We start from the raw sequence: 13277 nt of genomic DNA on the forward strand, positions 1-13277 counted from the left end.
AGTTAGTTTGATAGGAAACTGTATTTTCTGAACGTGCTTATTGATTTTGCCAATCTGCTGGATAAGTCACATAAATAAAGCGTGCTTTTCCTTTAACAGAGAACTTAATATCACTTCCTTTTGGAATGAAGAGAATTTCTCCAGGACCAGCAGAGAGGACTTCATCACCGACTACGATATCTAATTGACCATCAATGACATAGTCAATTTCATCGTAATCAAGATGCCATGGGAAAGTTGTATCTTCCATAGTCATGAGTCCCAAGCCAAGACGTGGACTTTCTTCTAAGCTAAGAAGATCGCGCGTATAGACCTTATCTGTTGGATTGCCAGTATCTAGACGGTCCTCAGGACGAACATCCAAACTTGGAAGTGCGATAGAAGCTACACCTGATTTGCCGACTTGTTTCGCTCCTTTTTTCGCAAGCAATTCTTCTAGTAAAATTTTACGAACCAATGCTTCTAGTTCTGTACGATTTACATCTGCCATTATTTATTCCTCCCTGTCCTTTAGGCTTCTTTTTTTGTTAATACAAAGGCGAGCAAGACAGCTGTAATTCCACCTACTAATTTACCAACCATCATCGGTACAATCATTTCTGGATTTTGACCAGCAGTGAAGCCAAGGTGGTCACCGATCACAAATGATGCAGATACTGCAAAGGCAACGTTGATGATTTTACCGCGTTTGTCCATGTCTTTCAACATTTGGAACATAGCGATATTGTTGGCAAGAGAAGCTACAAGACCTGCTGCCCCTACTTCATTCATACCAAGTGATTTACCGATAGCTGACAATGGTTTGTTGGCAACCTTGGTAAAGACAGCTACAAGCCCGAAAGCTCCTGCAAGGGTAACAGCGATTGAGCCTACAACTTCAAACGCTTCTTTCAAAGTGTCTGCTCCTGATGGGTAGAGATTAAGCAACCATTCATTACCAGTCAAGAGTTGAGCAGCTCCAAAAGCAAGACCAAGCGTTGCAATCACAACGATGATTTGTCCAAAAACTTCAAATCCTTTGATCATGCCATTTGGTGCAAGCACCAAACCTAGGAAAATAAGCGCTGATACGATGATAATTGGAATCAAGTTGACCAATAAAGTGCCAAATGCTAAACCAGGAACCAAGATCCCCCCTAGTAAGCAACCGATTGGAACCGTTACAAGACCGTACAAAATCCCGCGGGCAAGCAAAGGACGATCTTCTTTTTCGATAATTCCCAAAGCGACTGGAATGGTAAATACAATAGTTGGACCCATCATTGACCCTAATACATAGGCCGCAAAGTTCCCAACTGCTTGGTTTTCAGCCAAGCTAAGGGCAAGAGGTGCACCTCCCATATCATTTGCAATGAAGGTCGTTGCAAAGATAGATGGGTCAGCCCCCACTAAACCATACAAGGGAACAATGATTGGTTTTAACACATCTGCAAGGAGCGGCGCTACAACCATAATCCCTGCCATGGAAAGCGCCAACGCTCCCATAGCCATAATCCCTTCTTCAAACTTTTCACTTAGTCCTAATTTCCCACCGATACACTTATCTACTGCACCGACAATCATAAATAGGACCATGATGTAAATGATAATTTCATTTATACTCATAATCGTTATATCTCCTGATAGTTTTACTCGTCTGGATACTCCACTTTGTCAATAATCGCAACAACGACCATATCCACTGGAACATCCTCTTTTGTGAGACTTACGCGTGCAGAACTGCCAGTTGTAACCATGACCAGATCTCCCTCTCCAGCCCCGATACAATCTGCAACAATAACTAGAGCAGGATCTGTTTGATGTTCATTTAGCTGTCTTTCGACTACTAAAAATTTCAAACCATTCAATTTTTCATCTTTCCTAGTAGCCCATAGACTTCCTTTTACTGTTCCAACAAACATATCCTGACTCCTTTATTTTACAATTCTAATTTTATGACGTTTCAAATAATCTTTTGCGAGTGCTGTGACAATCATTCCTTTTTCGATAACAAAGGAATCTCCCTCACCCAAGCCCATCGCCTTGAGTTTTGCTTCAGTGACAAGATTGGTTTTTGAGTGCTGAGATTGATTAATTCCTGTTTTCTCTGGCTGCTGAGGAAGAAACTCCTCTTTTTCAGCCACACAAGCACCTAATAGGCTCAATAATTGATTTTCTCGATAAAATTGAACACCGTATTTCTCTAATTTTGTTTTTTGCTCTACTAATTCACGATACAAACGTGAGCGTGCGGAGTGTTTGTATTGTTCAACATTAAACGTTTCAAAAGAAACATACACAGGTTTGCCATCTAACAAGCTCGTCAAGATATTTGACTCTACTTCATTAGCAGGACAGAGCGATGCAATTCTCAAAAAAGCATCCAAAGCTAAACAATCAACCACGACGACATCTGCACATTCAGCGTGTTTCACAAGGCGATAGCCTTTCTCGACTAATAGAGCATCTGTCCGATCTTTTCCAACCAAATAAACAGATGTTTCATTAGGCCCATCTTGGAGGTTTTCTAACAAACGGTCTGTAATCAGCTGGACAAGTTTGTCTAAATTTTCCATGTTTATAGCCTCTCTAGGTCCTATTTCTTCTTAATAATGTGACCACGCATACCTTTTTTGAAACCACAAGCATTGGCTTCATCATAGTCAATGTGCATATAAGTTGCAAATTTAGGGCTGACACGAATGACGACATCATCAAAAATCAAGGGACGTTCGCCTTCGACTTTGACTTGAACGATTTCGTGGTTTTCAACACCAGCACGAGCTGCATCTTCTGGTGTCATGTGAACATGACGTTTGGCTACAATCAAGCCCTTATCAAGCGATACAACCTTATTGCCATTTGCAAGGATAACACCTGGTGTGCCCTCGATATCACCACTTTCGCGAATCGGTGCTTTCGTACCTAACTGCAGGCAATCCGTCAGAGAAACCTCCACTTGAGACTCACCACGGACAGGTCCTAAAATAACAACGTTATGGAAAGAACCTTTTGGTCCTAGCACTGTCAAACGTTCTTGGCAGGCATATTGCCCTGGTTGGGACAAATCTTTTGCTTTTGTTAATTGGTAACCAACTCCAAACAAAGCATCTAAATCTTTTTGGCTCAAATGGACATGACGCCCACTGGCTTCCACTTCAAAACTTCCTTTGGAATCTAATTCATCCTGAATTTTTTCAATAATTTTATCAACTAATTGATCTAATGACATTTCAGACATCCTTTCTCTTTATTCACTAGCTATCAGCCATAATAAAACCTCAATGGATTTTAATAATTGAGAAACCTTGCCAGCAAATACATCTCTGTCACTATCAGATACATGTTCGATTTCTTTGCGCAAGAGACTGGTTTCAAGATAGGCTTCATAACCTACCAAACGCCAAAGCGGTTCTTGATAATTCATCATGACCGTTTGTTGGTCTAATTGCTTGCTAACACGAATCGCCTGTAATTCTGTATGTGACGGCAATGTGGTGTGATAGTCTGAAATATCATCTAAAATATGATGTCCCACTATTTTCTCAAGAATGGACAACAATAGCCCTACTTGCTCACACTTTTCATCCTGGAACGCCAAATGCAATTCTCTTTGGCTCTTTAAAAAATAGCTATATAATTTGGTTAATCTAAACAGTAGCGGATACACAACAGAGTCTTCAATATTGGTAATAGGCTCTTTGCTTATTTCATATTGTGATACAGATGCTCTCCCTTTTTGCTGATTAGAATTAACCACCTTGATATGATGGTCATTTAGAAAACCTCTGGCTGCCGGAGTCAACTTTTCATGTTTGGCTAATTCAAAGACACCATTTTCCAAGATGCCAGATTCCCTAAACAACTTTCTAATCTTTGCTTCTGTAAGAACTGACATGTATTCACATCCTTCTACCGATCTTGTTATCATAAGCTATCTACTCACGCATGGACTAGATAGCTTATGGGTAACATCAATCAAACTGAAATTTTATTTTGGTAAAATAACTTCAACTTCTGCGTGTGGACGTGGAATGACATGAACAGAAATTAACTCACCTACGTTTTCTGCTGCTGCTGCTCCTGCGTCTGTCGCTGCTTTTACCGCACCAACATCTCCACGAACCATAACCGTTACAAGTCCTGCTCCTACTTGTTCTTTACCAATCAAAGTAACGTTTGCTGCTTTTACCATCGCATCTGCTGCTTCGATTGCGCCTACAAGTCCTTTTGTTTCTACCATTCCTAGTGCATTTGCATTTGCCATCTTGTTTTTCCTCCGATAATGTTTGATTTCTTATTCTTATTTATTTTTATGGTGAGTTGCTTATTCGTTGCTGCTATTTGCAGGTAGAATCACTTCAACTTCAGCATGTGGACGTGGGATGACATGAACAGAGATCAATTCACCTACGTTTTCTGCCGCTGCTGCTCCTGCATCTGTCGCTGCTTTTACCGCACCAACATCTCCACGAACCATAACCGTTACAAGTCCTGCTCCTACTTGTTCTTTACCAATCAGCGTAACGTTTGCTGCTTTTACCATTGCATCTGCTGCTTCGATTGCGCCTACAAGTCCTTTTGTTTCTACCATTCCTAGTGCATTTGCATTTGCCATCTTGTTTTTCCTCCGATACTATGTTATTTATCTAATTTTGAAAGTACACGTTGTACGAGAAGTTCCACCAATTTATCTTCATCTACTGAGGTTGGGAGTTCTTCTTTGACAGTTCCTGCCATATTTTCTGCTTGACGTAGGTCAGACAATTCTGTCGTTCCATAAGCCACACGACGAATATTAAAGAGATTACGTGGGCTTACATTGTCAGATGTTGCGCTGCCCCCCACTGCTCCACAACCAAGTGTAAAGGCAGGGAATAAGCCAGTTGTTGCTCCAACGCCACCTAAAGCTGCTGGTGTGTTAACGAGCAAGCGAGAAACTGGTTTTTTAAGCGCAAATTCACGAATAATGCTTTCATCTTTGGTATGGATAGCCATGGTGTGACCTACCCCTTCATGATGAAGAATCTTCATGCTAAGCTTGCAAGCTTCTTCCCAGTCTTTGACAGTGTAGAATCCCAAGACTGGAGCTAGTTTTTCCATTGAATATGGATGTTGTTTGCCGACACCAGTCTCCTCAGCGATAAGAACACGAGCATCTTCTGGAACAGAGATTCCAGCTAGTTTTCCGATAACTTGAGGAGATTTTCCGACCATCTTCGGATTCATCGCACCACTTGGAAGAATGATGAAGGCACCCAATTTCTTAGCATCTTCAGCTGGAACAAAGTAAGCACCTTGTTTCTTGAATTCTGCAACAACTGTTGCTTTCATGTCTTCTTCAACGATGATGGATTGTTCTGATGCACAGATAACCCCATTATCAAAGGTCTTAGAATCCAAGATTTGACGAACAGCTTTTGGCACATCTGCTGTACGTTCGATGAAGGCTGGTCCATTTCCAGGTCCTACCCCAATAGCTGGAGTTCCTGATGAATAAGCCGCTTTCACCATAGCAGTTCCACCAGTTGCCAAGATCAAGTTTGTATCCTTGTGTTTCATCAATTCGTTTGTCGCTTGGATAGATACACGATGAATCACACCAACAGCACCGTCTGGGCAACCCGCACTTTTCGCTGCACGATTAATCACTTCCACTGTCGCCTCAATACTCTTAAGAGCATTTGGATGTGGAGAAAAGACGATACTATTTCCTGCTTTCAAAGCAATCAAGGCTTTGTAGATAACCGTTGATGTTGGGTTTGTAGATGGAATCAATCCAGCAATCACCCCGACTGGTACAGCTACTTCTGTTACTTTATTTTCTTTATCGTCTGACAAGATACCGACTGTACGCATATCCTTGATTTCTTCAAGAATACCTTTGGAAGCAAGAGCGTTTTTCAACACCTTATCTTCCCAGCGACCAAAGCCCGTTTCTTCTGCCGCCATCTTAGCCAAACGTTCACGCTCATCATAACAAGCTTTCGCCACGACTTTTACAATCGTATCAATTTGTTCTTGACTCATTTGAGCCAATTCTTCTTGTGCACGTTTTGCTTCACGAATCAAGTTGCGCACTTCTTGGATTGAAACTAAATCCTTATCTTCTAAAAACATTCACGATTACTCCTTTCTTGTGATTTTCATCAAAGCTTCAATCAACAAGCGCTTATTCGCAAATTTAATCTCTTTCTTTGATAAATCAATATCTTTTTCACGGTAGGCAATGCTCCGTAATTTGACAACTTTTAATTTTCCTAATTCTTCGCGAGAAAACTTAAGTACTTGTCTGCTTTCTTGAGCAACTACAACTTCTTCTTCTATCACAGGAGCGATTTCTACATTTTCTGTTTCCACCACTTCAACTGTTTCTAAAATTGGACTTTCTTCTACTACATGTGGGATTTCTACTAGCGCTTCATCTGGCTGAGAGACCGTAGCTTCTTTCTTTTCGTTTCGTTTAGTCTCAAAAAGAATACGCGTCTGGTCATCCAAGCGAGGAATGACATGGCTAGCTAAATAATATGGCTTATCGTGGACTGCATCAACTGCTGCATCAACTGCTGCCTTAACAGCACTCACATCACCTACTAATTGAACAGTATTTAACCCTGCCTTAACAGTTTCAATATTAAGCAATGACACATTGGCTGCTTTTACTGCTGCATCTGCGGCAACCACAGCACCTAGATAACCTTTTACTTCAATTAAACCGAGTGCTCTTTTTGTCATCTAATCAACCCCTAATGTTTAATAGCTTTTTGGATCGTTTGCCACTGCTACGACTGTTTTCGCAAAAGCATCACATGCTGCACGGCAAGCTGATTGAGAACCAACGAGCAAGCCTCCTGCAAAGTTTGTTTCACTTGGTGGACCATAGAAGGCACCGATTTGGACATCTGCTGCTTTAAGAGCCGCATCTAAACCAACCATAGCTTCTGCTGGAGGAGCGATTAAGTAAGCAATCGCTGTTCCTTCTGTTGAGTTTGCCCCTTCTGAAAGGTAAGTTCCTGCACGAGACACACAGTGTGCAAAGTATGGCACGCTGTTGTCATCGTTAGCACTGTAAAAGCTTGCGCCGTTTTCAATTTCATAAACGGCAACATCAAGACCGCTACGAACTTCTTCTGGATTTGGACCCGCGATAATACCGATAACTTCACCCGCAAGTTTTGTAGAGGCATTTCCTGCTCCCGCATACATACTGCGTGCATACACAACTTCTACATCTGCTGCTTTGGTTGCCTCATCTAGGGCTACATAGGTTACATCATCACAGTCAGAAGTGACAATTCCAAGACTTCTGTGATGTGGTTTCAACTCAAGTGACGCTGCAAGTCCAGCATCTACATTTGAAATGACTAAAGCACTTAATACGCTTGCGCCTAAACGTTCATTTTTCAAAACAATGTCCTCCTAAAAATTATTTCAAGTCAACCCCAGATTTCTTGTTATCAAGGATTTTCTTAATGATTTCTGCTACATAAGCTCCAGCTTCAACGGCTGGTGTTCCACCTTTATGGATATTGGATAAAACCGTACGTTTTGCTTCTGGCATTCCAACGGTTGGTTTGTATGCCAAGTAAGCACTCATAGATTCTGCAGTTACAAGTCCTGGACGTTCACCGACTAGCATACAGACAACTTCTGCACCTGTTAATTCAGCGATTTGGTCCATAGCAGCAACCCGAGCGTGTTTGATAAAGAGCACTTCATTATAGTCTAAACCAAACATCTTCAAACCTTGTTTAAGGGCTGGTAAGAAGTCTTTAACATTTGCTTCAATCGCAGAAGAGCTAAGACCATCTCCGACAACGATTTGTACTTTTGCATTGTGCACACAGTTGTCTTTGATAAATTGTTGTTGCTCTTCTGAGAAGATACGACCAAGGTCTGGACGTGTCAAGTATTCGTCTTTTGAAGATGCCATTGTTTGAACAGGTACAAAGCCCATTTCTTTGACAAAGTCTTCTGATACATATGAGAAGACTGCATCCTGCGCTGCCGCATGGTCTGCTCTAAAGCGTAAGACTGACTGTGTCATATAACGGTTTCCTGCTCTCCACAAACCAAGACGTGCTGGCGTAAATTTCTTGATTTTACGATAAGCTTCTTCGTTAATGGCATTTGGTACTAAGAATTGTTCCTGAATATCTACTTCTGTGATATCTGGAATCATGCCGTCTTCAATGACTGTCGCTTCACTTTTCGGCAATCCTTTTGTTTCTACTTCAGCAGGTTTATCTTCTGTGACTGCTGCTGGAGCAGTGGTCACTTCCTTTGTATCCATCTCACTCAAGAGTGAGCGAATCATTTCTTTTAATTGCAATTCATCCACAATGATTTCCTCCCAACTAATTTGATTTCATGAAGACAGAACCATCTCCACCGATTGCAGTTAGATGTCCGTTTTCCATCAAGCCCATTTTTTCCATCCATTCTTCAAATTCTTTGATTGGACGTTTTCCTAATAGGTCACGCATGGTTGCTGTTTCATGGTATCCTGTTGTTTGATAGTTCAACATGATATCATCTCCGTGAGGGATTGCCATGATGTAGTTAACCCCAGCAGCACCGAGCAATACCAACAAGTTTTCTGCGTCGTTTTGGTCTGCTTTCATGTGGTTGGTGTAGCAAATGTCACATCCCATAGAAATACCCGTCAATTTACCCATGAAGTGGTCTTCAAGACCTGCACGGATAACTTGTTTAGAATCATACAAATACTCAGGTCCGATGAATCCTACTACCGTATTGACCAAGAATGGATCAAAGCGTTTAGCAAATCCGTAACAACGAGCTTCCATAGTTACTTGGTCAGCGTCATAGTGCGCATCAGATGACAATTCAGAACCTTGACCTGTTTCAAAGTACATGACGTTTGGTCCAGCAGCAGAACCTACTTTAAGAGCGGTATCACGAGCTTCTTGAATGGTTGCTGCACTAAATCCAAATGCTTCATTTCCTTTTTCAGAACCAGCGATTGACTGGAAGACAAGTCCAGTAGGAGCGCCTTGGTTCATAGCCTCAATCTGAGTAGTAACGTGAGCTAACACACAGTGTTGTGTTGGAATCTTGTATTCTTCGATAAAATCGTTAAATTTGTGAAGGACACGTTTGGTACTTTCAACAGAGTCATCAACCGGATTCAATCCAAGAAGCGCATCTCCACATCCATAAGCAAACCCTTCCATTGTGGACGCCATGATACCGTCTGGATCATCTGTTGTATGGTTTGGTTGCAAGCGAGATGAGAAAGTTCCTGGTACACCAATAGTTGTATTGGCTTTCTTAGTGATGACAATTTTTTGAGCACCGACAATCAAGTCTAAGTTGGTCATGAGTTTTGCAACCGCTGCTACCATCTCAGAAGTCAAGCCACGTGACAACCATTGAATATCAACGTTTGTCGTGTTGTTGTCCAAAATCCATTCACGCAATTCTTGCACAGTCCAGTTTTTGATTTTCTCATAAGTACGCAAGTTCACATCATCAATGATGATTCGTGTCACTTCGTCTTCTTCATAAGGAACTACTGGATTGTTGAACAAATCAGATAGTTTCAACTGTGCCAAAACAACTTTAGCCGCTACACGTTCTTCAGCAGAACCAGCAGCAACACCTGCTAATTGGTCACCTGATTTGTACTCATTAGCTTTAGCCAGCACTTCTTTTACTGACTTGAATTCGTAAACTCTACCAAATAATTTTGTTTTCAAAATCATTTACTATTTCCTCCTTTTTTATACCTTAGTTAAATACCAATGTTTTCACAACAACTGGTAAGACCGATCCTTCAATAACAGGATTTCCAATATCAATGTAATCTCCATTTTGAACATCGACCGAATCAATGCAGACAAACGGATAACCCTTAGGGAGCTGTGCGTAGAGACATTGACCAAGAACCTTAGCCATGTCCTCTCGAACAACCACCAATAATGGAATCTTCTTGTCAATACTTTCTTTCATCCCACCGATAATGGCCTCTGTATAATCCACCACGCGAGCGAAACTAGGACTCTTTTCTCCGTTGATTGCTAGGGCGATTTGTTGCACTTCATTTTCTAAAGTAAACCAACCGACCTTGTCCTTGATAATCTCTCTCATAGTGTCCTTGTCTTCTTTTTCATCACTAGAAGCAAGTTTTAGAACAGGGACATTTTTGATAGGTAAGACATCCGAGATATAGGTAATGGTACTTCCACTTACATCCGTCGTATGGCTACCAGCGCCCACAACAGTTGCGCGAATCGTTTCTGCTGCTTTAATCACTCGTTTTTGATCAAAGATTTTCGACCGACGAAGTGCACGTCCAAGCAGAATACCAATATCACCGTATTGAAATTCATTGACTGGTGTCGAATCGATAATAGCATCTGCTACCCCACCAGAGAAGGAAACGCATTTAATCTCATAATTCAATTTCAAACCATGATTGGTCTGAAGCATTTCATAGTAAGGACTGTGGTTGTCAATACCGACAGATTGTTCTAGCACCTCTACGAGAATCTGAATGAGAGCATCCAAGTGTTCTCGATGAACCACTTCCCCTTCGTGTAATTTCCACTGTTTCTCAGCGATAATCTCTTTTAGCTTAGGAGCAATGTAGATAATGCGGTTTGTTTCAGGATTGAGCTTAATTAAGCGTCCTCCAATGTCAAAACATCCCGTATCAATCAAATCTCCCTCACGGAAAACCACTAAGTTCGATGTGCCACCTCCGATGTCAATATTGGCTACTGAAGTGTGATGTTCTTGAGAGTATTGGTGACTGCAAGCCCCTTTTCCTGCTATGATGCTTTCTAAATCAGGTCCAGCGGTTGCAACGACAAAGTCGCCAGCATACCCACTCAAAGCCTGTAAAACATGACTAGCATTTTCCTTCCGAGCTGTTTCTCCCGTGATAATCACGGCTCCCATTTGAATATCTTTTTTCTCAATACCAGCCTTTTTATACTCTGTCATGACAAAGTCCTTAATCTTATCCACCTCAATCAAGAGCTGGTCAGAAATCGGTGTAAAGATAATATCACTCTTATAAAGAACTTTCTTATCTGTAATACACACCCGAGGAATGGTAAAAAGAGAAGAGATATTTTCGATGGTCAACTCGGATAAAACGAGCTGTGTAGTTGCAGTCCCAAGGTCAAGCCCTACACTTAAAATCTTATCCGACATGCTACGAACCTCCAAAAAAAGACGCTCAAAGAAGTACAAATAAACAAGTGTTTACTCATACTCTTCAAGCGTCATTGCTTTTAAGACCGACATCATTGTTAGTCTATTTTATTATACTTAAATTTAATGATTGTCCTGGTACCTCGACGGCTCGATCGGACAGATAGCTTACCAGACAATTTACTTTTTACAAATCGCTCTACAATCATCAAACCGAGATGATCATCAAAGGAACGATTGACGTCGTAACCGCTTCCATTGTCAGTTACTCGTACTTCTATTATATCATCTTTCAATGTAATTTGCAAATGAATTTTCGGTTTTTTTTGTTCTATTGTTTCAAAAGCATGATCGTAGCTGTTTTGAAGCAATTCATTGACCACTAGAGCAAGAGCCGTTGCTCGATTACTATCGAGATAAATCGTCGAATCTAAGTTGTAAGTCAAGGCAATATCCATTCGTCCACTGAAACAACGCTGCACATTGGTCAAAACTCCTTCTAGCAACTTCTCAATGGATACCTCATCATTTTTTTGAGAGGACAAAAGCTCATGCGTCATCGAAATAGACAGGACACGATTCACACTATCTGATAAGTTTTTCTTAACATCCTTATCCTGGCTACGCTGCGACTGCAAGCGTAAGAGTGAAACAACCGTTTGTAGATTATTTTTCACTCGATGGTTTAACTCGCGCATGGCTGTTTCTTCTAGTAAAAGCATGGACTCTAACTTTTTAGTCTCGCTAATGTCCTTGTACATCATAATAAACAACTGCTTATCACGATCCACATACTGCTTTACCCGAAAATAGCTAGAACCATACTGCACCTCTGACAAGGCTGAATAAGCCTTTTGCAACCCTCTGGTTTCTTTACAAATATCTTTGAAGCAAATATTTCCTAAGACCAAATTATCATAATGCATTCCTTCTAGGGAATCCATATAGGCAAATTTGGTCCGATAGACTGCCGCTGCTTGCGGATTGAAATAAATCAAGATCCCTGTCTTATCAAACACCAAAACAGCATCATCCATATATTTTAGAAGGGAAAATTCTTCAGATTCTGTATTGGCACAGACATCATTGATCTCGTCATTGCCAAGCTCTGTCGTTTGTAAGGAGAAATGAGTTGGGAAATCAGGAGAAATATCCCTCTCCAAAATCAAGGTTGCAATCACTCGCCCTTCTCGCATAATCGGCAGAACCGTCTGCTGAATAGGCACCCCTTCCTGAGATAGGGCTGATAAGCCAATAGAAGGAGCTCCCGTATGCAAAGTTCGAATAACACCTGGCTCATTTTGCAAATAAGCAAGGCTTCCCACCACGGTCTTCTCATAGAGACTTCCCTTGGTTTGGGGTTTCTTGTGAAAAATGACTGTTGCATGCTCTGAAAAGACATTTTGAACATCAATAAAGACATCCTCACTGGCATAATCTGATGTTTTCATCAGTAAATCTGCCTGCTCAATCAAGGTTGCAATGTCTTCTTGACTGAGATTGGTTTGTTCTTCACATAACTTTTTGATTTTTTCTCTATATTTCATCATGCAGAACCAATAATCGTGCAATTTCAACCATTGGAACGCGTTTTTGCATACTAATCGTACGAATTCGTTTAAAGGCTTCAGGTTCTGACAAATGATCACGGACCATAAGCAGCCCTTTGGCTTTTTCAATGACAATCCGATCATCTATTTTTTTAGATAATTTAATCATCTCATTCGACATTTGTTGCAACTGGCGTCCCTTTTCAATGCAAACTTCCACCATTGGAATCAAGGATTTAGCATCCAAAGGCTTGACAAGATAAGCACTTGCGCCATAATGTTTTGCTTTTTGAACGTAGCTCTCATCATCATACGCTGATAAGAGGATTACCCCGTAAGCCAAGGCGTCATCGAGTATTTTTTTCGTAGCTGTTAGACCATCCAATAACGGCATCTTAATATCCATAATCACGAGATCAGAACGATATTTTTGACAAAGTTCAATCGCTTCAAATCCGTCAGTCGCTTCTGCAACCACTTCATAATCTGCTTCTTCCAAAATCCGTCTGATGTCAAGCGTTACGATTGGATCATCATCAGCAATGAGTATTCTACCTTTCATAC

At 41.1% G+C, this 13277-nt stretch carries 16 protein-coding genes; all 16 read right to left on the bottom strand.

Annotated features, from left to right (window positions below):
- Positions 1 to 37: 37 nt before the first annotated feature.
- The 16 genes from AB1I63_03055 to AB1I63_03130 all read right to left on the bottom strand — a co-directional run bounded on the left by AB1I63_03055 (position 38) and on the right by AB1I63_03130 (position 13275).
- Positions 38 to 490, bottom strand: a complete 453-nt coding sequence (locus AB1I63_03055; protein MEW4353865.1) for a cupin domain-containing protein — start codon at positions 488 to 490, stop codon at positions 38 to 40.
- A gap of 20 nt (positions 491 to 510) precedes the next feature.
- Positions 511 to 1605, bottom strand: coding sequence for an ethanolamine utilization protein EutH (locus AB1I63_03060; GenBank protein MEW4353866.1), 1095 nt, complete (start codon positions 1603 to 1605; stop codon positions 511 to 513).
- A gap of 23 nt (positions 1606 to 1628) precedes the next feature.
- Positions 1629 to 1901, bottom strand: a complete 273-nt coding sequence (locus AB1I63_03065) for a EutN/CcmL family microcompartment protein (GenBank protein MEW4353867.1) — start codon at positions 1899 to 1901, stop codon at positions 1629 to 1631.
- A gap of 12 nt (positions 1902 to 1913) precedes the next feature.
- Positions 1914 to 2555, bottom strand: coding sequence for an ethanolamine utilization protein (locus tag AB1I63_03070; protein ID MEW4353868.1), 642 nt, complete (start codon positions 2553 to 2555; stop codon positions 1914 to 1916).
- A 20-nt stretch (positions 2556 to 2575) separates the two neighbouring features.
- Complete coding sequence (eutD, locus tag AB1I63_03075; protein ID MEW4353869.1) at positions 2576 to 3211, bottom strand: ethanolamine utilization phosphate acetyltransferase EutD; 636 nt, start codon at positions 3209 to 3211, stop codon at positions 2576 to 2578.
- 18 nt (positions 3212 to 3229) lie between these two features.
- Positions 3230 to 3877: a hypothetical protein gene (locus AB1I63_03080; protein MEW4353870.1), complete on the bottom strand. Its 648-nt coding sequence runs from the start codon at positions 3875 to 3877 to the stop codon at positions 3230 to 3232.
- 93 nt (positions 3878 to 3970) lie between these two features.
- On the bottom strand, positions 3971 to 4246 hold the full coding sequence (pduA, locus tag AB1I63_03085) for a propanediol utilization microcompartment protein PduA (protein MEW4353871.1): 276 nt from the start codon (positions 4244 to 4246) through the stop codon (positions 3971 to 3973).
- Between the two features lie 60 nt (positions 4247 to 4306).
- Positions 4307 to 4597, bottom strand: a complete 291-nt coding sequence (locus AB1I63_03090) for a BMC domain-containing protein (protein MEW4353872.1) — start codon at positions 4595 to 4597, stop codon at positions 4307 to 4309.
- A 23-nt stretch (positions 4598 to 4620) separates the two neighbouring features.
- A complete protein-coding gene (locus AB1I63_03095; protein ID MEW4353873.1) occupies positions 4621 to 6099 on the bottom strand; it encodes an acetaldehyde dehydrogenase (acetylating) in 1479 nt (492 codons plus the stop codon).
- A 6-nt stretch (positions 6100 to 6105) separates the two neighbouring features.
- Positions 6106 to 6714 carry a BMC domain-containing protein gene (locus AB1I63_03100; protein ID MEW4353874.1) on the bottom strand — a complete coding sequence of 203 codons (609 nt, stop codon included), beginning with the start codon at positions 6712 to 6714 and terminating at the stop codon, positions 6106 to 6108.
- Between the two features lie 18 nt (positions 6715 to 6732).
- The gene (eutL, locus tag AB1I63_03105) at positions 6733 to 7386 is read right to left on the bottom strand and encodes an ethanolamine utilization microcompartment protein EutL (GenBank protein MEW4353875.1); all 654 of its coding nucleotides are present in this window, start codon (positions 7384 to 7386) and stop codon (positions 6733 to 6735) included.
- A gap of 19 nt (positions 7387 to 7405) precedes the next feature.
- A complete protein-coding gene (gene eutC / locus AB1I63_03110; protein MEW4353876.1) occupies positions 7406 to 8320 on the bottom strand; it encodes an ethanolamine ammonia-lyase subunit EutC in 915 nt (304 codons plus the stop codon).
- 16 nt (positions 8321 to 8336) lie between these two features.
- A complete protein-coding gene (locus AB1I63_03115) occupies positions 8337 to 9707 on the bottom strand; it encodes an ethanolamine ammonia-lyase subunit EutB (GenBank protein ID MEW4353877.1) in 1371 nt (456 codons plus the stop codon).
- A 25-nt stretch (positions 9708 to 9732) separates the two neighbouring features.
- Positions 9733 to 11163: an ethanolamine ammonia-lyase reactivating factor EutA gene (gene eutA / locus AB1I63_03120; GenBank protein MEW4353878.1), complete on the bottom strand. Its 1431-nt coding sequence runs from the start codon at positions 11161 to 11163 to the stop codon at positions 9733 to 9735.
- Positions 11164 to 11261: 98 nt separating this feature from the next.
- Positions 11262 to 12713: a sensor histidine kinase gene (locus AB1I63_03125; protein MEW4353879.1), complete on the bottom strand. Its 1452-nt coding sequence runs from the start codon at positions 12711 to 12713 to the stop codon at positions 11262 to 11264.
- Positions 12700 to 13275, bottom strand: coding sequence for a response regulator (locus AB1I63_03130; GenBank protein ID MEW4353880.1), 576 nt, complete (start codon positions 13273 to 13275; stop codon positions 12700 to 12702). Before AB1I63_03130 ends, AB1I63_03125 begins: the two co-directional genes overlap by 14 nt.
- Positions 13276 to 13277 lie beyond the last annotated feature (2 nt).

The sequence above is a fragment of the Streptococcus pneumoniae genome (genome assembly GCA_040719455.1).
GTDB lineage: Bacteria > Bacillota > Bacilli > Lactobacillales > Streptococcaceae > Streptococcus > Streptococcus pneumoniae_G.

What these genes read in the sequence shown, in the direction of transcription:
- AB1I63_03055 (MEW4353865.1), bottom strand. Translation starts at nt 490, where the DNA reads ATGGCAGATGTAAATCGTACAGAACTAGAAGCATTGGTTCGTAAAATT.
- AB1I63_03060 (MEW4353866.1), bottom strand. Translation starts at nt 1,605, where the DNA reads ATGAGTATAAATGAAATTATCATTTACATCATGGTCCTATTTATGATT.
- AB1I63_03065 (MEW4353867.1), bottom strand. Translation starts at nt 1,901, where the DNA reads ATGTTTGTTGGAACAGTAAAAGGAAGTCTATGGGCTACTAGGAAAGAT.
- AB1I63_03070 (MEW4353868.1), bottom strand. Translation starts at nt 2,555, where the DNA reads ATGGAAAATTTAGACAAACTTGTCCAGCTGATTACAGACCGTTTGTTA.
- eutD (MEW4353869.1), bottom strand. Translation starts at nt 3,211, where the DNA reads ATGTCATTAGATCAATTAGTTGATAAAATTATTGAAAAAATTCAGGAT.
- AB1I63_03080 (MEW4353870.1), bottom strand. Translation starts at nt 3,877, where the DNA reads ATGTCAGTTCTTACAGAAGCAAAGATTAGAAAGTTGTTTAGGGAATCT.
- pduA (MEW4353871.1), bottom strand. Translation starts at nt 4,246, where the DNA reads ATGGCAAATGCAAATGCACTAGGAATGGTAGAAACAAAAGGACTTGTA.
- AB1I63_03090 (MEW4353872.1), bottom strand. Translation starts at nt 4,597, where the DNA reads ATGGCAAATGCAAATGCACTAGGAATGGTAGAAACAAAAGGACTTGTA.
- AB1I63_03095 (MEW4353873.1), bottom strand. Translation starts at nt 6,099, where the DNA reads ATGTTTTTAGAAGATAAGGATTTAGTTTCAATCCAAGAAGTGCGCAAC.
- AB1I63_03100 (MEW4353874.1), bottom strand. Translation starts at nt 6,714, where the DNA reads ATGACAAAAAGAGCACTCGGTTTAATTGAAGTAAAAGGTTATCTAGGT.
- AB1I63_03115 (MEW4353877.1), bottom strand. Translation starts at nt 9,707, where the DNA reads ATGATTTTGAAAACAAAATTATTTGGTAGAGTTTACGAATTCAAGTCA.
- eutA (MEW4353878.1), bottom strand. Translation starts at nt 11,163, where the DNA reads ATGTCGGATAAGATTTTAAGTGTAGGGCTTGACCTTGGGACTGCAACT.
- AB1I63_03125 (MEW4353879.1), bottom strand. Translation starts at nt 12,713, where the DNA reads ATGATGAAATATAGAGAAAAAATCAAAAAGTTATGTGAAGAACAAACC.
- AB1I63_03130 (MEW4353880.1), bottom strand. Translation starts at nt 13,275, where the DNA reads ATGAAAGGTAGAATACTCATTGCTGATGATGATCCAATCGTAACGCTT.